The sequence below is a fragment of the Mesorhizobium sp. GbtcB19 genome (genome assembly GCF_019091085.1).
In the GTDB taxonomy this organism is placed as follows: domain Bacteria; phylum Pseudomonadota; class Alphaproteobacteria; order Rhizobiales; family Rhizobiaceae; genus Mesorhizobium.
The window spans coordinates 300,105-317,026 of the sequence record NZ_JAGXJY010000002.1; the positions used below are offsets into that span (position 1 = coordinate 300,105).

14 protein-coding genes are annotated in these 16,922 nt (G+C 64.0%); 7 read left to right on the plus strand and 7 right to left on the minus strand.

Features of this window, described 5'->3' with window-relative positions:
* The first annotated feature begins 42 nt into the window (after positions 1-42).
* From KVT37_RS05460 to KVT37_RS05470, 3 genes are all read left to right on the plus strand, one after another.
* Positions 43-441, plus strand: coding sequence for an NADH:ubiquinone oxidoreductase subunit NDUFA12 (locus KVT37_RS05460; RefSeq protein WP_217570456.1), 399 nt, complete (start codon positions 43-45; stop codon positions 439-441).
* A gap of 136 nt (positions 442-577) precedes the next feature.
* Entirely contained in the window at positions 578-1,156 is a 579-nt protein-coding gene (locus KVT37_RS05465) for a DUF2155 domain-containing protein (RefSeq protein ID WP_217570458.1), read from the plus strand.
* Between the two features lie 59 nt (positions 1,157-1,215).
* Positions 1,216-1,599: a hypothetical protein gene (locus KVT37_RS05470; RefSeq protein WP_217570460.1), complete on the plus strand. Its 384-nt coding sequence runs from the start codon at positions 1,216-1,218 to the stop codon at positions 1,597-1,599.
* Between the two features lie 16 nt (positions 1,600-1,615).
* Here the strand turns inward: KVT37_RS05470 and aat are convergent, their stop codons facing one another.
* The 6 genes from aat to KVT37_RS05500 form a co-directional block, all read right to left on the minus strand.
* The gene (gene aat / locus KVT37_RS05475; protein WP_127230149.1) at positions 1,616-2,233 is read right to left on the minus strand and encodes a leucyl/phenylalanyl-tRNA--protein transferase; all 618 of its coding nucleotides are present in this window, start codon (positions 2,231-2,233) and stop codon (positions 1,616-1,618) included.
* Between the two features lie 12 nt (positions 2,234-2,245).
* Positions 2,246-3,589, minus strand: coding sequence for an acetyl-CoA carboxylase biotin carboxylase subunit (gene accC / locus KVT37_RS05480; protein WP_217570462.1), 1,344 nt, complete (start codon positions 3,587-3,589; stop codon positions 2,246-2,248).
* Positions 3,590-3,599: 10 nt separating this feature from the next.
* Positions 3,600-4,064, minus strand: coding sequence for an acetyl-CoA carboxylase biotin carboxyl carrier protein (gene accB / locus KVT37_RS05485; protein ID WP_217570465.1), 465 nt, complete (start codon positions 4,062-4,064; stop codon positions 3,600-3,602).
* A 26-nt stretch (positions 4,065-4,090) separates the two neighbouring features.
* Positions 4,091-4,525, minus strand: coding sequence for a type II 3-dehydroquinate dehydratase (gene aroQ, locus KVT37_RS05490; protein WP_217570467.1), 435 nt, complete (start codon positions 4,523-4,525; stop codon positions 4,091-4,093).
* A 131-nt stretch (positions 4,526-4,656) separates the two neighbouring features.
* Positions 4,657-5,484: a DsbA family protein gene (locus tag KVT37_RS05495; RefSeq protein ID WP_217570469.1), complete on the minus strand. Its 828-nt coding sequence runs from the start codon at positions 5,482-5,484 to the stop codon at positions 4,657-4,659.
* A gap of 59 nt (positions 5,485-5,543) precedes the next feature.
* On the minus strand, positions 5,544-6,956 hold the full coding sequence (locus KVT37_RS05500) for a M48 family metalloprotease (RefSeq protein WP_217570471.1): 1,413 nt from the start codon (positions 6,954-6,956) through the stop codon (positions 5,544-5,546).
* A gap of 184 nt (positions 6,957-7,140) precedes the next feature.
* Here KVT37_RS05500 and KVT37_RS05505 point away from each other — a divergent pair, with 184 nt between their 5' ends.
* Positions 7,141-8,289, plus strand: coding sequence for a pyridoxal phosphate-dependent aminotransferase (locus KVT37_RS05505; RefSeq protein WP_217570473.1), 1,149 nt, complete (start codon positions 7,141-7,143; stop codon positions 8,287-8,289).
* Between the two features lie 5 nt (positions 8,290-8,294).
* Positions 8,295-9,224, plus strand: coding sequence for a glutaminase (locus KVT37_RS05510; RefSeq protein WP_217570475.1), 930 nt, complete (start codon positions 8,295-8,297; stop codon positions 9,222-9,224).
* A 131-nt stretch (positions 9,225-9,355) separates the two neighbouring features.
* Here KVT37_RS05510 and KVT37_RS05515 read toward each other — a convergent pair whose 3' ends face one another.
* Positions 9,356-12,286 carry a ribonuclease E/G gene (locus KVT37_RS05515; RefSeq protein WP_254633824.1) on the minus strand — a complete coding sequence of 977 codons (2,931 nt, stop codon included), beginning with the start codon at positions 12,284-12,286 and terminating at the stop codon, positions 9,356-9,358.
* A 674-nt stretch (positions 12,287-12,960) separates the two neighbouring features.
* Between KVT37_RS05515 and KVT37_RS05520 the strand changes: the two genes are divergently transcribed.
* Positions 12,961-14,190, plus strand: coding sequence for an N-acetylmuramoyl-L-alanine amidase (locus KVT37_RS05520; RefSeq protein WP_254633825.1), 1,230 nt, complete (start codon positions 12,961-12,963; stop codon positions 14,188-14,190).
* 229 nt (positions 14,191-14,419) lie between these two features.
* Positions 14,420-16,873 (plus strand): penicillin-binding protein 1A, encoded by a 2,454-nt coding sequence (locus KVT37_RS05525; protein WP_217570478.1) that lies wholly within the window; start codon positions 14,420-14,422, stop codon positions 16,871-16,873.
* The last annotated feature ends 49 nt before the right edge of the window (positions 16,874-16,922 follow it).

A 16,922-nucleotide genomic window follows, 5' to 3' on the forward strand; every position in this document is an offset into this window, starting at 1 on the left:
AAGCAGGAAACGGGCGCAGCCGCTGCCGCCGCGAGGATCTGGATGAAAACTTTCCTGCTGCAGTTTTTCACCTGGTGGAACAGCCAGACGCTCGGCACGCGCTTGCACACCTGGCGCTTCGGCAAGAAGGTCGGCGAGGACGAAGCTGGCAACGTCTATTACGAGGGCGGCGTCGATTCGGAAGGCCGCACCCGCCGCTGGGTCATCTACCGCGACTATTCGGAAGCCTCGAAGATCCCGCCTGGCTGGCATGGCTGGATCCATCACCGTGTCGACACGCCTCCCCCGAGCGAGAGCTACAAGCCGCGCGAATGGCAGAAGCCGCATCGGGCGAACCTCACGGGAACGCCCGGCGCCTATCGCCCGCAAGGTTCGATCCTGACCAATCAGCATCGCCCGCAGGTGACGGGCGACTACGACGCCTGGACACCCGGATCGTAATCCTCCGGATCGTCATCTAAGGCGCCGCTTCGGTCCTTTATCGCCACAATTGGCATTTAGCTGCTTGCTGACTGCGCAGCCATGACTAGCCTTGGGCATTGAAGAATCACCCGGGCACAACCACCGGTATTTTTGCATGAGCTCTTTCGGCCATACCTCAAAGGCGCTGATCGTGGCGACGTCCCTGTTCGCCTCGATGGCAGCTTTCGCTGCCGCGCAGGCTCCGGCTCCGGCGCCCTCGGCTTCCGATCGCGTCACCAATCCGGTGGCCGAGTTCGCCGGGATCGACAAGATCACCGGCCGCATCATCACCTTCGACGTCTATGTCGACGAGACCGTCCAATTCGGCGCTTTGCAGGTGACGCCCCGCGTCTGCTATTCGCGGCCGGATACGGAGCAGCCCAAGACCGATTCCTTCGTCGAGGTCGACGAGATCACGCTCGACCGCAAGATCCGCCGCATCTTCACCGGCTGGATGTTTGCCGAAAGCCCCGGCCTCAACGCCGTCGAGCACGCCGTCTATGACGTGTGGCTGAAAGGCTGCAAGCAGAAGTCCGACGTGCCGCCGCCGACCGCGGCCAAGGCCGACACGGCCAAGCCGAAGTCCGGGGCCGCCAAGCCCAAGGCAACCGCCACTCAGCCCGCCGACTCCGCTCCGGAGCCAGCTGACGCGACACCGGACGCCACGGACGACGATCCTTCCACCACCAACTGATCCCGGAACCTGCTGGCCCTTGAGCCGTTCCAACTCGGCAAGGCGAGGAGGATTCCGCGATGATCACCACGAAGCCGATCATGGCCAACAAGCAGGAGCTTCTCGACATCGAGAAGGGCTTCTGGACCGGCGATTCCGCCTATTATGAAGCCAATGCCGATACGGGATGCCTGGTTGCGTTCCCGCAAATGGCCAAGGCGATGACCAATGCCGAACTGGCAGCGACAGCCAGCAAGCCCAACCGATGGCGCGACCTCGACATCAAGCTCAAGGGCATGGTCGAGCCCGGCAGCGACATCATCATGCTGACTTACGAGGCACGCGCGACGCGAGAGAACGGCGAATCCTATGCCGCGCTGGTCAGCACCGGCTATGTCCATCGCGCCGACGGCTGGAAGATGATGTTCCATGCGCAGACGCCGTTGGATATCGCGCAGGACTGATCCTCAACAAGACTGATCAAGGGTAGAAGACGGCCTCACCCTTCAACGCCTCGGCGAGCAGTTTCTCGTACTGGCCGCGCGGCACGTCGACGGCGCCGAAGCGCTTGAGGTGCTCGGTGGTGAACTGCGTGTCGAGCAGCGCGAAGCCGCGCGCCTTCAGCCGTTCGACGAGATAGTGGAGACAGGTCTTCGAGGCATCCGTCTCCCTGGCGAACATGCTTTCGCCGAAGAACACGCGCCCAAGCGAGACGCCATAGAGCCCGCCGACCAGCCGGTCTTCGCGCCACGCTTCGACCGAATGGCAGTGCCCAAGTCGATAGAGCTCGACATAGGCTTCGCGGATCGGCGCGTTGATCCAGGTCGAGCGGCGCTCCTCGCGCTTTTCGGCGCAACCGTCGATCGTCGCCTCGAAATCGAAGTCGTAGCGGATGTCGAACGGATGTCGGCGGATCGTCTTCTTGAGGCTGCGCGGCGTGTGGAAACCGTCCAGCGGAATGATGCCGCGTGTTTCCGGCCGCACCCAGAACACTTCCGGGTCATTGGCGCTCTCCGCCATCGGAAAGACGCCAGAGGCATAGGCCCTCAACAAAAGGTCGGTCGGGATGCGATAGCCTGGCGCGTAGGGACGGGTCATCGCATCCCCGTGCTATTCACCCTTGGCCAGATATTTTTCCAGCCAGTGGATGTCATAGTCGCCATTGGCGATGTCGGGATTGCCGACAAGGTCGCGAAACAGCGGCAGCGTCGTCTTGATGCCGTCGACGACGAATTCGTCGAGCGCGCGGCGCAGCCGCATCATGCATTCGACGCGGTTGCGGCCATGCACGATCAGCTTGCCGATCAGGCTGTCGTAATAGGGCGGGATCTTGTAGCCGGAGTAGACACCTGAATCCACGCGGATGCCAAGCCCGCCGGGCGTGTGGAAATGCGTGATCGTGCCGGGCGACGGCGTGAAGGTGCGCGGGTCCTCGGCGTTGATGCGGCACTCGATGGCATGGCCGTTGAACTTGATGTCTTCCTGCCGGACCGACAGCCCGCCGCCGGAAGCGACGCGGATCTGCTCATGCACCAGATCGATGCCGGTGATCGCTTCGGTCACCGGATGCTCGACCTGCAGGCGCGTGTTCATCTCGATGAAATAGAACTCGCCATTCTCGTAGAGGAACTCGATCGTGCCGGCGCCGGAATAGCCGAGATCGGCGATCGCCTTGGCGCAGATGCCGCCGATACGCGAACGCTCCTCGGCATTGAGCGCCGGCGAATTGGCCTCTTCCCAGACCTTCTGGTGGCGGCGCTGCAGCGAGCAGTCGCGCTCGCCGAAATGCACGCCGCGGCCGGCGCCGTCGCCGAACACCTGCACTTCGATATGGCGCGGCTTCTCCAGATACTTCTCGATATAGACGGCGTCGTCGCCGAAGGCGGCGCCCGCTTCCGATTTCGCCGTCGCCAGCGCGACTTCGAGATCCGCCTCGGTGTGCGCCACCTTCATGCCGCGGCCACCGCCGCCGGCCGAGGCCTTGATGATCACCGGATAGCCGATTTCGGCGGCGACGCGCTTGGCTTCCTTGTCGTCGCTGATCGCGCCGTCGGAACCGGGCACGACCGGAATGCCGAGGCGCTTTGCCGTGCGTTTGGCCTCGATCTTGTCGCCCATGATGCGGATATGGTCGCCCGACGGGCCGATGAAGGTGATGTTGTGGGCGGCGAGGATATCGGCAAACTTGGCGTTTTCCGACAGGAAGCCATAGCCCGGATGCACGGCATCCGCCCCGGTGATCTCGCAGGCGGCGACGATCTGGTGGATGTTGAGATAGCTTTCGCGTGACGGCGGCGGGCCGATGCAGACGCTCTCGTCGGCAAGCCGCACATGCATGGCGTCGGAATCGGCGGTCGAATGGACCACAACTGTCTGGATGCCAAGCTCCTTGCAGGCGCGCAGCACCCTCAGGGCGATTTCGCCGCGATTGGCGATGAGGATCTTTTGAAACATCCTGCCCGCTCTACTCGATGACCACGAGCGGCATGCCGTACTCAACCGGCTGTGCATCCTCGATGAGGATCGCCGTCACCGTGCCGGCGCGCGGCGAAGGGATCTGGTTCATTGTCTTCATCGCCTCGATGATGAGCAGCGTCTGGCCTTCCTTCACCTTCTGGCCGATCTCGATGAATGCTTTCGCGTCGGGCGAGGGCGCCAGATAGGCCGTGCCGACCATCGGCGAGGGCACGGCGTTCTTGGCCGGATCGGCGGGCGCCGCGGCGGCCACAGCAGCTGCCTGCGCGGCTGCCGGAACTGCGGCGATCGCGGGTAGCGGCGCAGCCACGGCATGGACGGCCTGCGACTGGCGCGACACGCGCACCTTGAGGTCGCCGAGCTCGACCTCGATCTCGGTCAGGTTGGTGTCGTTCAGAATGCCCGCCAGGTCGCGGATCAGCTGCTGGTCAACACCGGTCTTTTTTATCGACATTTTCGAGCCTTCTGTTTGGGGGCCGGTCACAGGCGTGCCGCCAATGCCTGCAGCGCGAGCGTGTAGCCGAGCGGCCCGAATCCGCAGATCATGCCGACAGCGACCGGCGCGACCATGGAGACGTGGCGGAAGGACTCCCGCGCGTGGATGTTGGAAAGATGGACTTCAGCGACGGGCAGGGGTGCCGCGGCGCGAATTGCGTCATGGATGGCGATCGAGGTGTGGCTGTAGGCGCCGGGGTTGATGACGATGCCTGCCGCCTTCTCGCTGGCTTCCTGGATCCAGTCGACCAGGTCGCCCTCATGGTTGGATTGGCGAAAGTCGATCTCTAGCCCGAGCGCGGCGCCCGCCGCCTTACAGTCCTCGGCGATGGCCGCAAGCGTCTTGCCGCCATAAATCCCCGGCTCGCGCTTGCCGAGCGCATTGAGATTGGGACCGTTGAGGACGAAAATCGTTTTCAATATGCCGACCTTGTTCTGCGCCGACCCCAAGCCGGCGCACTGGGCCTCTATAATGGGCATAGCCGCCCGCGAAAAGAGCGCAAGTGCGTTCTTTCGCTGTCCACAGTGGGCGGCTTTGCACCCGCCGGCACTTAGAGCGCGCTCTTTGCCTCTTCGATCTTTTCCGCCAGGACCTGCTGGCCGAGCGCTCCGAAGATCACCTCGTTGCCGACCACATAGGACGGGGTGCCGGTGATCGATAGTTTCGTCGCGAGGTCATAGGTGCGCGAAAGCGTTTCGGCGATGCTGGGGTCCTTCATCTTCTCGCGCAGGGTCGCTTCGTCGGCGCCGAGCGAAAGCGCCACCTTGATCGCGGTCGCTTCGGTGGCGCGGCCCTGGCCGCCGAGCAGCGCGGTATGGAATTCGCCGTATTTCTCCGGGTGCATCAGGTGGAACGCCATGGAGACGACGCTGGCCTTCTGCGAATCCGGGCTGAGGATCGGGAACTCCTTGAGCACGAAGCGCAGGTCCGGGTCAGACTTGGTCAATGCCTTCATGTCCTCGATGGCGCGTTTGCAGAACCCGCAATTGTAGTCGTAGAACTCGACGATCGTGACCTTGCCCTTCGGGTTGCCGACGACGCCGTCGAAGGTGGAGTTGAAGATCTCATCCTTGGAGTTCTTGATCACGCCGAGCGCGGCGAGCCGCTGCTCTTCTTTCTGCTTGGCCTCCAGCGCGTCCTGCACCTCGAGCAGCACTTCCGGATTCTTCAACAGATAGTCGCGGATGATGCCCTCGACCTCCTTGCGATCGATCTTGGTGTCGACGGAGGCCTTGGTGTCGGCGGAGGACGCGACCTGAACCACTTGCGCGCCGTCCGCCCTCGCAACCTGCGGGTTTCCCGCCACGAAGCCGAAGGCCAGCATGCCGAGCGCCACCGCCAGACCGCCGGCACTGCCAAGCAGGATTGCCTTGTTCATGATCGTCGTTCCTTTTGCCTGTTCCGGTCCGCCTTGGTCGTCGCCAACGTTCGGGAGGTTCATTTGGGTTTATTGGATGGCGTGTAGTTTATAATATCCTGGGCGCGCACCCAGCGGGGTTCGCCGCGCTTCAATTTCTGTTGAGCGCGCATGGCGAAGATCTTCGCATTTTTATAGTCGCCCGCATAATAATGGCCTTCGGCGGTGGCGAGATCTGCGGCCGGAATGTCGCCCTGCTCGCCATAGGCCTGCGCCAGAAAGCGATAGGCATCGGAATTTTCCTTGTCCCGCCCGACGCCGTTGTTGAGCTGGACCACGGCCTTCTTCAGCGAATCGGGCGTGCCCACTGCCATCAGCGCCTGGCCGAGAGAGACAAGCAGCAAGCCCGACCGCGCGGGGTCGAGGCTGGCGGCCTTGGCATAGGCGTCCGCCGCGTCCTGCGGCTTATTGATCTTCATCAGGATATCGCCGCGCAACTCCTGGAAATAGGGGTTCTTCGGCTGCTCCTTGATCAGCGCCGCCGTCTTGGTCAGGGCGGCACCCGGATTGCCGTAGAGATAGGTCTGCTGGGCATCGCCATAGCGCGAGGCGAGGCTGGTCGGGTTCTTGCGCATCAGCCGCGCAACGGCGGCCTGGCCCTGCATATAGGCGGCGATCTTGATGCGCATCATATCGTGCCGCTGCTGCAGCGCCGGCGGATCGATAGTGTTGACGAAGGGGCTTTGCTTGACGAGCACTTCGAGGTTGGCGATGCGCTCCTGCGGCATCGGATGGCTGATCCGGTAGGGATCGACCTGGGTGCCGGAGAGCGACAGCGCGCTCTGGAAACGGGCGAAGGTCTTCAGCATGCCCATGCCGGACTGGCCGGTGGCGTTCAGATAGGTGATCGCCGAGCGGTCGGCGGTGATCTCTTCGGTACGCTGATAGGCGAGGATCGAGCGCTGCGCCATCTCGCCGCCGCCGGCGGCAACACCCATGCCGGCGCCCGCCAGGCCCTTGCTGTTGGTGGTGGCGCCGGCAACCATGGCGCCAGCGCCGAGCAGCGTGGCGATGATGGCCATGGTCTTGGCGCGGTCGAGCTGGTCGCGCAATTTCTGCTGGTGCCCGCCGGCAATGTGGCCGGCCTCGTGCGCGATGACGCCGATGATCTCGTTCGGCGTTTCGGCCGTCACCAGCGCGCCGGTGTTGATGAACAGGCGCCGTCCGGTGACGAAGGCGTTGAAACTCTGGTCGTTGACCAGAACGATGTCGATGCCATCATTGGCAAGGCCTGCCGCCTTGAAGATCGGCCGCGCATAGTCGCGCACCAGCGCTTCGATCTCGGCATCGCGCACCACCGGCACGCTCTGCGCAAAGGCGCTGATCGAGCCCGAAACGGCGACCGCAGCGGCAAGCAAAAGTGTTGCGAAGCCGCGCGCGGTCCGGCCGAGAGAGGTCGATTCGCCAAATATTGATCGGGGTCGGCTCAACATAAGGTCCACTGGTAGACGAGCGGGCGAAAGATGAAAAGTCGGCGCCGGTAACTTCCTGCGCGCTTGTGGTCGCCACATCAATCGGGCATTTGTGCGGCGCTGTCCTTTAACCGGGCGGTTCAAGGGCGGTTCTGCAGTGCTTTCCGCCCGGAATTTCGCCGAACAAGCAGTTGGAAGAGGTCAAATGGTCGTTTCGCTTTCGCGCCGGGGGGAAGTCGAGCCGTTCCATGCCATGGATATCCTGGCCGAAGCCAACCGGCTGAAGGCCACCGGCGTTCCCGTGGTGTCGATGGCCGTCGGCCAGCCGTCGGATCCGGCGCCGGTCGGCGTCCGCGAGGCGGCGGCCGCGGCTCTCAGGCACGGCCGCATCGGCTATACCGATGCCTTGGGCCTGGCCGAATTGCGCAAGGCGATCGCGGCACACTATGGCGAGCATTACGGGATCGATGTCGCGCCGTCGCGTATTGCCGTCACGACCGGCTCTTCGGCCGCCTTCAACCTCGCTTTCCTGGCCATGTTCGATCCGGGCGACCGCGTCGCCATCGCCGCGCCCGGCTATCCGGCCTACCGCAACATCATGGCCGCGCTCGGCATCGAGATCGTCGAGATCGAGCTCGGCTCGGATGCGTATCTGCACGCCGAACATCTGAAGGCCGCGCATCGCGAGAAGCCGCTGAAGGGTGTGCTGTTCGCCAGCCCTGCCAATCCGACCGGCGCGGTCATTCCGGCCGATGAACTTGCGGCGCTGGTGAGGACGGCCGAGGAACTCGGCATCGCCGTGATCTCGGACGAGATCTACCACCGGCTGGCCTACGCGGCGCCCGATGTGACCGCGCTGGCGCACGGCGCTGGCGTCACCGCGATCAACTCCTTCTCGAAATACTACTGCATGACCGGCTGGCGCATCGGCTGGATGGTGCTGCCGGAAGAGCTGGTGCGCCCGGTCGAGCGTGTCGCGCAGAGCCTCTACATCTCGCCGCCGGAATTGTCGCAGATCGCGGCGATCGAGGCCTTCAAGGCGACCGAAGAGCTGGAAAAGGTGAAGGCGCGCTATGCCTGGAACCGCGACCTTCTGATGAAGCGCCTGCCGGAACTTGGCTTCGCGCTCGCCGCACCCATGGATGGCGCCTTCTATGCTTTCTGCGATGTCGCCCGCCACACCAATGACAGCATGGCCTTCGCCCGCAAGATGCTGGCCGAGGCGCATGTCGCGGCAACGCCCGGCCGCGATTTCGACCCGCTGCAGGGCCACAGGACTATGCGCTTTTCCTATGCCGGCAGCCATGACGATATGGTCGAGGCGCTGGCCCGCATCGAACGCTGGCTGAAATAGAAGCCATGCCGGAACTCGAGCAAGCACTGGCCGAAGTGGCCGCCGAGATGGCCGCGCGCACCGATCGCGGCGAGGTAGCGACCTACATCCCGCAGCTCGGCAAGGTCGATCCGAAGAAATTCGGCATCGCCGCCGTGACCAATGACGGCCGCGTCATCCTTGCCGGCGATGCCGACCAGCCCTTTTCGATTCAGAGCGTCTCGAAAGTCTTCACGCTCACGCTGGCGCTGGGCAAGATCGGCGATGCCCTTTGGCAGCGGGTCGGCCGCGAGCCCTCCGGCAATCCGTTCAACTCGATCGTCCAGCTCGAGCATGAGAACGGCATTCCGCGCAATCCGTTCATCAATGCCGGCGCCATCGTCGTCTCCGACGTCCTGCTGGCCGGTCATCAGCCGCGCGAGGCGATCGGCGAAATCCTGCGCTTCATCCAATTCCTCGCCGATGACGAGACGATCATCATCGACCGCGACGTGGCGGCGTCCGAGCGGGCCACCGGTTACCGCAACTTCGCTCTGGCCAACTACATGAAATCCTTCGGCAATCTCCATCACGCGCCGGAGCTGGCGCTCGGCGTCTACTTCCACCATTGCGCGATCGCCATGAGTTGCCGCCAGCTTGCCATGGCCGGCCGCTTCCTCGCCAATGGCGGTAAGAATCCGGCGACCGGATATTCGGTGGTTTCGCCCGAACGTGCCCGCCGCATCGGCGCCTTGATGCTGACCTGCGGCCACTATGACGGCTCCGGCGATTTCGCTTTCCGCGTCGGCATCCCAGGCAAGAGCGGCGTCGGCGGCGGTATTTTGGGCATCGTTCCCGGGGTGGCTTCGCTGGCCGTCTGGTCGCCCGGCCTCAACGAGAACGGCAACTCCAAGCTCGGCTCGATCGCCCTGGAGAAGCTCGCAAGGATGATGAACTGGTCGATCTTCGCGCCTTAGGCAGGTCGATATTCAGGTGAGGCCGGCCTGACTTGAATCTCGATTTGCCTTGCGCTGCGGCAAACAAAAAAAATCCCGCGCCGGGCGGCGCGGGATTTTTGCAAAGAAATCAGTCCAACAATTTGAAAAGCTTAGAAGAAACCTTTGCGCTGCCACCAGCCGGCACGCTTCGGCTTTTCTTCGGTCTTGGCCTCTTCGGACACGTTCGAGGACACGACGGGAACAACCGGCGCGTCGATCGACTGCGGTTTGCGGCGCGTCGGATGAGCGTTGGCGGCGGGTTCGGCCTCGGGCGCCGGAGCGGCAGCCACCGGCTCGACCGCCGCGGGCGCAACCTGGGCTTCCGCCACAGGCTCGGACACCGTTTCCGCCACCGTTTCCTCGGTGGCCTTCTTTGCTCTCGAACGGCGGGGCTTCTTCGGCTTCTCGGCAACCTCGGCGTCGTCGTTGGCGGCCGCGGAAGCGGCAGGCGGCTCGGGCGTGGCTGCCACCGCCGGCTCGCCGGCGGCGTCCTCGCCTTCAGCGGCCTCGTGCACGACGTCGCCGATAGCTTCCTCCGAAGCCTCGTCGTCACGGCGGTTGCGCTTGCCGCCGCGCTTGCCGCGCCGGCGCTTCTTGCCGGCGCCATCCTCCGTTGCGGCCGCCTCGGCTTCGCCGCCGGCGGTCACTTCCTCGGTTGCCTCTTCCGTTGCATCATCGTCGGCCTCGGCAGCCTCGGTCGGCGCCGTCGCGGCATCGCCATTGTGCTCGCGGTCGCGATCCCTGCCGCCGCGCCGACGCCGGCGCTTGCGGCGCTTGCGATCACGGCCTTCGCCGTCCTCGGAACGCTGCTGGTGCTGGCCCTGCTGCTGCGGGTGGCGTGGCTGCTCAGCCTGCACCGCAACCTCGTCCTCTTCCTCGATGACGATCTCGTCCTCGGGCTCTTCCGGCTCGACATAGGCCGGCAGGCTGCGCACCTCGACAAAGCCTTCCGGCTTCTCGGCGATGGCGCCGCGGAAGATCGCGTAGTGCTGGGTGCCCAGCGTTTCATCGGCCTCGATGGTGATCGTCAGGCCGAAGCGAGCCTCGAGCTCGACCAGATTGGCGCGCTTGTGGTTGAGCACGTAAAGCGCGGTCGCGGCCGGCGTGCGCACGATGATGTGGCTGCGCGAATCCTTGAGCAGGAATTCCTCGATCGCCCGCACCACCATCAGCGCCACGGAGGAATCGGAACGCACATGGCCGGTGCCGCCGCAATGCGGGCAGGGCTTCATGGTCGATTCCAGCACGCTGGCGCGGATGCGCTGGCGCGACATTTCCATCAGGCCGAAATGCGAGATACGGCCGACCTGGATACGGGCGCGGTCGTTCTTGAGGTGATCCTTCAGCCGCTTCTCGACGGAGCGGTTGTTGCGGTTCTCCTCCATGTCGATGAAGTCGATGACGATGAGGCCGGCAAGGTCGCGCAGCCGGAGCTGCCGCGCCACTTCCTCGGCCGCTTCCAGATTGGTGTGGAGCGCGGTCTCCTCGATCGAGTGCTCCTTGGTCGAGCGGCCGGAATTGACGTCGATCGAAACCAGCGCCTCGGTCTGGTTGATGATGATGTAGCCGCCGCTCTTCAGCGTCACCTGCGGCTGCAGCATGCGGTCGAGCTGCGCCTCGATGCCGTTGCGCACGAAGATCGGCGTCGTGTCGCGGAACGGCTGAACCACCTTGGCGTGGCTCGGCATCAGCATGCGCATGAAGTCCTTGGCCTCGCGGTAGCCGTCTTCGCCGGAGACCAGGATTTCGTCGATATCCTTGTTGTAGAGGTCGCGCACCGAGCGCTTGATCAGGCTGCCTTCCTCATAGACCAGGGCAGGGGCCGACGATTGCAGCGTCAGGTTGCGGACGTTTTCCCAAAGCCGCATCAGATATTCGTAATCGCGCTTGATCTCGGCCTTGGTGCGGCTTTCGCCGGCGGTGCGCAGGATGACGCCCATGCCCTGCGGCACTTCGAGGTCGGCCACGACCTCCTTCAGGCGCTTGCGGTCCTGCGCGTTGGTGATCTTGCGCGAGATGCCGCCGCCGCGCGCGGTGTTCGGCATCAGCACCGAATAGCGGCCGGCAAGCGAAAGGTAGGTGGTGAGCGCCGCGCCCTTGTTGCCGCGCTCTTCCTTGACCACCTGCACCAAGAGGATCTGGCGGCGCTTGATGACTTCCTGGATCTTGTACTGGCGACGTACCGGCTTGCGGCGGTTGCGGATCTCTTCGAGCGCATCCTCGGCGCCGACCGATTCCACCTCATGCTCGTCCGAATGCGCGGACGAGACTTCCTCCAGCATGCCGCGATCATTGTCGCTGCCGGCGGCTTCGCCAATCTGCTCGGGGCCGGTCTGCTCCGGTTGATCCGCCTGCGGGACCGCCTCGGAAATCACGTCGGCCTCGACACTCGCGGCAATCGAGGTCGGGCCACCTTCGGAGGGCTTGCCATCCTCGTCGTCCGTGGCGTCGTCGGCCTCGGCGTCGGGTTGCTCAGCCGTTTCCGACACCGCTGCGACTTCGACGGCCTCAGCGGAGTTTTCGGGAGTCTCGGCGGAAGCCTCGGCGGCATCGTCGTCGGCGTCGGCAATCTCGCCGGCGGTTTCGCGGGCGGCTACGGCCTCAGTCTGACCCTCCTCGTTTTCCGGGGCGGCGTGCTTGTGCTCCCCACGGTCGCGGTTCTTGCCGCCGCGCCGCCGGTTGCGCCGGCCGCCACGATCGCGCGCCTGCTGCTCCTCGCCGTTCTCGGCCTCCTCGTCGTCTTCGTCCTCGGCTTCCTGCGCTTCGGCGCGCAGCAGAGCCTGACGGTCGGCGACCGGGATCTGGTAGTAGTCGGGGTGAATTTCACTGAAGGCGAGAAAACCGTGACGGTTGCCGCCATATTCGACAAAGGCTGCCTGGAGGGAAGGTTCGACGCGGGTTACGCGGGCGAGGTAGATGTTTCCTTTGAGCTGCTTCTTGTCCTGGGATTCAAAGTCGAATTCTTCGATGCGGTTACCGCGAACGACAACAACGCGTGTTTCCTCCGGGTGGGAGGCGTCTATCAGCATCTTGTTGGGCATTATTTTGTTTCCTGCCGGCAGCCGACAGCCGCGGCTGGCGTGGCAGAGCCCGCCGCTGTGCGCCTGTATGTGTGTGCATGCCGGATAATTGAATGTCCGCCGGCCGCCGCTTGAGCGCAATGGCGGTGCCGCCCGCAGCCATTATGGCGCGGTTTGATGCGGACCTTTCCATGATTGCGCTTGAAGCCATCGGCACCCAGCAGAACCTTTTGAACCAAAGCCCGGGCAGAGCCGGACCAGCTTGTTTGCTCGTAAAGAGCCGGCGCGGGGCACACCCGGCCGTTTTCCTCACGCAAGCGATTCCCCCGCCACGAGGGCACGCCTGCGAAAATCGTCGCGACCACCTGAGCCTGGAAGGGTAAAGGAGCCGCCTTTGCATCCGACCTTTGGCAGGAAACTGCTGAGGCGAGCGGTTCCAGGATTGCAGTGATCCAACGTCGCTTTTATGATTTGGCGGGATGGAAGGCAACCCCGATTTCGGATGCCGGCAAAAAGCGCTTCCGCAAGGGAAGGTGTCCTTCATCTTACTCCATTAAAGGCTTGGTTAACCTTCTCTGAATACCAATCGTTAATCGAGTTGGCGGGCTGACGGGCACTCTGCGAGAAGACCGGGCGCGATGCGCCAAACCGGGAGCGACGGAAAACAGATGGGACTGGCGGGGACCGCAAACAAGATGGGTGGGGCCGCGGCGCATTTCCCGCGCATGGCCTGGGCCGCCTTGCTGCTGACGATCCTGTGCTGTTTCACCGCCGCCGCGCGCGCCGACACCCTGCTTGGCGCGACCGGCTACAAGATGGCCGGCGACGCCACCAAGATGCGCATCGTGGTGAATTTTGACCGCGAGCCGGACGTTAAATGGTTCCTGCTGCGCGGCCCCAATCGCCTGGTTGTCGATCTGCCGCGGACGCGATTCGCGCTTGAGGCCAAGGATGTGAAGCCGCGCGGCCTCGTGCGGGCTGTTCGCTACGGCGATCAGGGACATGGTTCGCGTCTGATCCTTACCGGCAAGGGACCCTTTGCCGTCGACAAGCTCGACGTACTCAAGAATGACGATGGCAGCGGCTACCGTATCGCCATCGATATGTCGGCCGCCTCCGAGCGGGAGTTTGACGCGGCTCTGGCCAACCAATCGCTGACGACCGGTTCGACGGTTTCCACCCAAAAAGGCGAGCGGGTCGGCACTGGGCCGATCTCGGCGCCCGGCCATCGCTTCACGGTGGTTATCGATCCGGGCCACGGCGGCGTCGATGGCGGCGCCGAAAGCTCCGCCGGCACGGTCGAGAAGGACGTCACGCTCGCTTTTGCCGAGGAACTGCGCGAAAAGCTGGCCGCGGTCGGCAAATACGATATCTACATGACTCGCGACAGCGACGTGTACCTGCAACTCGACGAGCGCGTGCGCATCGCCCGTCAGCACGAGGCCGACCTGCTGATCTCGATCCACGCCGATACGATCGCGGTCAAGGGCCTTCGCGGCGCCACCGTCTACACGCTCTCGGACAAGGCCTCCGATCCGGAGGCCCAGGCGCTTGCCGATCGCGAAAACCTGTCCGACCAGTTCGCCGGAATGAAGATCGAGGACGACAACAAGGAAGTCACCGACATCCTGATCGACCTGATCCGCCGTGAAACCCACGGTTTCTCGATGAGCTTCGCCCATACGCTGGTCGGCCAACTGTCAACCAGCGTCGGCCTCATCAACAATCCGCAGCGTTCGGCCGGCTTCAGGGTGCTCAAGGCTCCAGACGTGCCGTCCGTTCTGGTCGAGCTCGGCTACCTCTCCAATGCCAAGGACGAGGCGCAACTGCTCAATGCCGACTGGCGCGGCAAGGCGGCGCAAAGCATCACCAACGCGGTTGCGCTGTTCGCCGCGGCCAAAACCGGAACCGCGACGGGCGGCTGAGTGGCCGCACCCGCTCACAACCGGCGGACGGCTACAACCACAAGCAGCGTTGCATGACGACAACACCCGGCGTTATTATCGGGCAACCGAGTCCTGAAATTTCGCGCTGCCGTATTTTGTCCACATGGTGGCGACATGGGTCTTTGATTGCGGATTGGGACCGCCCCTGGAAGCTTGCGCGACTGTCGGCTTCGTTTAGGAAATTCCCGAACCTCGGACTGGAGCGGGCATGATTCGTCTCATCGGCTATTTCTTTGGCATCGGCACCACGCTGGCGCTGCTGGTGGCTGCCGGTGTCGCCATCTATATCAGCCATGTTGCGAAGGACCTGCCCGACTATGAGGTGCTGGCCAAATACGAACCGCCGGTAACCACGCGCATTCACGCCTCGGACGGCTCGCTGATGGCCGAATATGCGCGCGAGCGGCGTCTCTACCTGCCGATCCAGGCGATCCCGGACCGCGTCAAGGCCGCCTTCATGTCGGCCGAGGACAAGAATTTCTACAACCACCCGGGCATCGACATCACCGGCCTCGGCCGCGCCATCATCGTCAACTTCCAGAACCTTGGCTCCGGACGGCGCCAGGTCGGCGCCTCGACGATCACGCAGCAGGTGGCGAAAAACTTCCTGCTCACCTCCGATCAGACCTATGAGCGCAAGATCAAGGAGATGATCCTGGCCTTCCGCATCGAGCAGGCCTATTCCAAGGACCGCATTCTCGAGCTCTATCTCAACGAAATCTTTTTCGGCTTCGGCGCTTATGGCGTGGCGGGCGCCGCGCTCACCTACTTCGACAAGTCGGTCAACGAGCTGACGGTCGCGGAAGCCGCCTATCTCGCTTCGCTGCCGAAGGGCCCGAACAATTACCATCCCTTCAAGCATGCCGACCGCGCGATCGAGCGCCGCAACTGGGTCATCGACCAGATGGTCGAGAACGGCTACGTCACCCGCGAGGAGGGCAACAAGGCCAAGGCCGAGCCGCTCGGCGTGTCGCCGCGCCGCAACGGCTCCTATTTGTTTGCCGGCGAGTACTTCACCGAGGAAGTCCGCCGTCAGATCATCGCCCGCTACGGCGAGAATGCGCTTTACGAGGGCGGCCTGTCGGTGCGCACCACGCTCGATCCGAACATCCAGCTCATCGCGCGCAAGTCGCTGCAGAACGGTCTGCTCAAATATGACATGCTGCGCGGCTATCGCGGTCCGGTGACGCATATCGACGTTTCCGGCGACTGGGGCGTGCCGCTCGGCAATGTGAAGGGCCTCGAGGACGTGCCGGAATGGACGCTTGCCGTCGTGCTCGACAGTTCGGCGACCGGCCTGACCATCGGCATCCAGCCGACGCGGCAGATTTCGGGCGATCTCGTCAAGGACCGCGTCCAGGGCACCGTCAGCAAGGACGACATGGGCTTCGCCATGCGCCACTTCGTCAACGGCAAGTCCGTCAGGGCGAAGTCTCCGGCCGAGGTGCTGGAGCCCGGCGACGTCGTCTTCGTGCAGAAGAACGAAGGCTCGGACAACACCTACATGCTGCGCCAGGTGCCGGAGGTCGAGGGCGGTCTCGTCGCCATGGATCCGCATACCGGCCGCGTGCTGGCCATGGTCGGCGGCTTCTCCTACGCGCAGTCCGAGTTCAACCGCGCGACCCAGGCGATGCGCCAGCCCGGTTCCTCGTTCAAGCCGATCGTCTATTCGGCGGCGCTCGACAATGGCTATACGCCGGCCTCGGTGATCATGGATGGTCCGATCACTATCCAGAGCGGCAACACCACCTGGACGCCGAAGAACTATGACGGCACGGTCGCCGGCCCGGCCACCTTGCGTTCCGGCATCGAGAAGTCGCGCAACCTTATGACGGTGCGGCTCGCCAACGACATGGGCATGAAGCTGGTCGTGGAATATGCCGAGCGCTTCGGCGTCTACGATCATCTGGCGCCCTATCTGCCGATGGCCCTGGGCTCGGGCGAAACAACCGTCATGCGCATGGTGTCGGCCTATTCGATCATGGCCAATGGCGGCAAATCGATCAAACCCTCGCTGATCGACCGCATCCAGGACCGCTACGGCAAGACGGTGTTCAAGCAGGACGAGCGCGGCTGCGAAGGCTGCAACGCCACCGAATGGAAGAACCAGCCCGAGCCGGAACTGGTCGACAACTCCGAGCAGGTGCTCGACCCGATGACGGCCTACCAGATCACCTCGATGATGGAGGGCGTCGTCCAGCGCGGCACCGGCGCCACCATCGGCGAGCTCGGCCGCCACATCGCCGGCAAGACCGGCACGACCAATGACGAGAAGGACGCCTGGTTCATCGGCTTCACCCCGAACCTCGTCGTCGGCCTCTATATGGGCTTCGACACGCCGAAAGGCCTCGGCAAGGGCGCGACCGGTGGCGGCCTGGCGGCCCCGATCTTCAAGGATTTCATGCGCGTTGCGCTCGACGGCAAGCCGAACACCGATTTCCAGGTCCCGGACGGCATGAAGCTGATCGCCATCAACCGCAAGACTGGCATGCGCGCCGCCGAAGGCGCTCCCGACACCATCATCGAGGCATTCAAGCCCGGCACCGGCCCGGCCGACAGCTACTGGGTGATCGGCATGGGCGCCGACGGCTCCAACGCTGCCGGGGCGCTGTCGCCGCAGGCCAACCAGGCCATCCAGAGCGGCGGCGGCGGCCTCTACTGACGTCCTGCATTTCCCGAAATGGGCCGGCGCGAAACCGCCGGCCCATTTC

Bases quoted from the DNA above. Each gene is read 5' to 3' on its own strand.
- KVT37_RS05505 (WP_217570473.1), top strand. From the start codon at position 7,141: ATGGTCGTTTCGCTTTCGCGCCGGGGGGAAGTCGAGCCGTTCCATGCC.
- KVT37_RS05465 (WP_217570458.1), top strand. From the start codon at position 578: ATGAGCTCTTTCGGCCATACCTCAAAGGCGCTGATCGTGGCGACGTCC.
- accB (WP_217570465.1), bottom strand. From the start codon at position 4,064: ATGTCGATAAAAAAGACCGGTGTTGACCAGCAGCTGATCCGCGACCTG.
- KVT37_RS05520 (WP_254633825.1), top strand. From the start codon at position 12,961: ATGGGTGGGGCCGCGGCGCATTTCCCGCGCATGGCCTGGGCCGCCTTG.
- KVT37_RS05500 (WP_217570471.1), bottom strand. From the start codon at position 6,956: ATGTTGAGCCGACCCCGATCAATATTTGGCGAATCGACCTCTCTCGGC.
- KVT37_RS05525 (WP_217570478.1), top strand. From the start codon at position 14,420: ATGATTCGTCTCATCGGCTATTTCTTTGGCATCGGCACCACGCTGGCG.
- KVT37_RS05470 (WP_217570460.1), top strand. From the start codon at position 1,216: ATGATCACCACGAAGCCGATCATGGCCAACAAGCAGGAGCTTCTCGAC.
- aat (WP_127230149.1), bottom strand. From the start codon at position 2,233: ATGACCCGTCCCTACGCGCCAGGCTATCGCATCCCGACCGACCTTTTG.
- KVT37_RS05510 (WP_217570475.1), top strand. From the start codon at position 8,295: ATGCCGGAACTCGAGCAAGCACTGGCCGAAGTGGCCGCCGAGATGGCC.
- KVT37_RS05515 (WP_254633824.1), bottom strand. From the start codon at position 12,286: ATGCCCAACAAGATGCTGATAGACGCCTCCCACCCGGAGGAAACACGC.
- KVT37_RS05460 (WP_217570456.1), top strand. From the start codon at position 43: ATGAAAACTTTCCTGCTGCAGTTTTTCACCTGGTGGAACAGCCAGACG.
- KVT37_RS05495 (WP_217570469.1), bottom strand. From the start codon at position 5,484: ATGAACAAGGCAATCCTGCTTGGCAGTGCCGGCGGTCTGGCGGTGGCG.
- accC (WP_217570462.1), bottom strand. From the start codon at position 3,589: ATGTTTCAAAAGATCCTCATCGCCAATCGCGGCGAAATCGCCCTGAGG.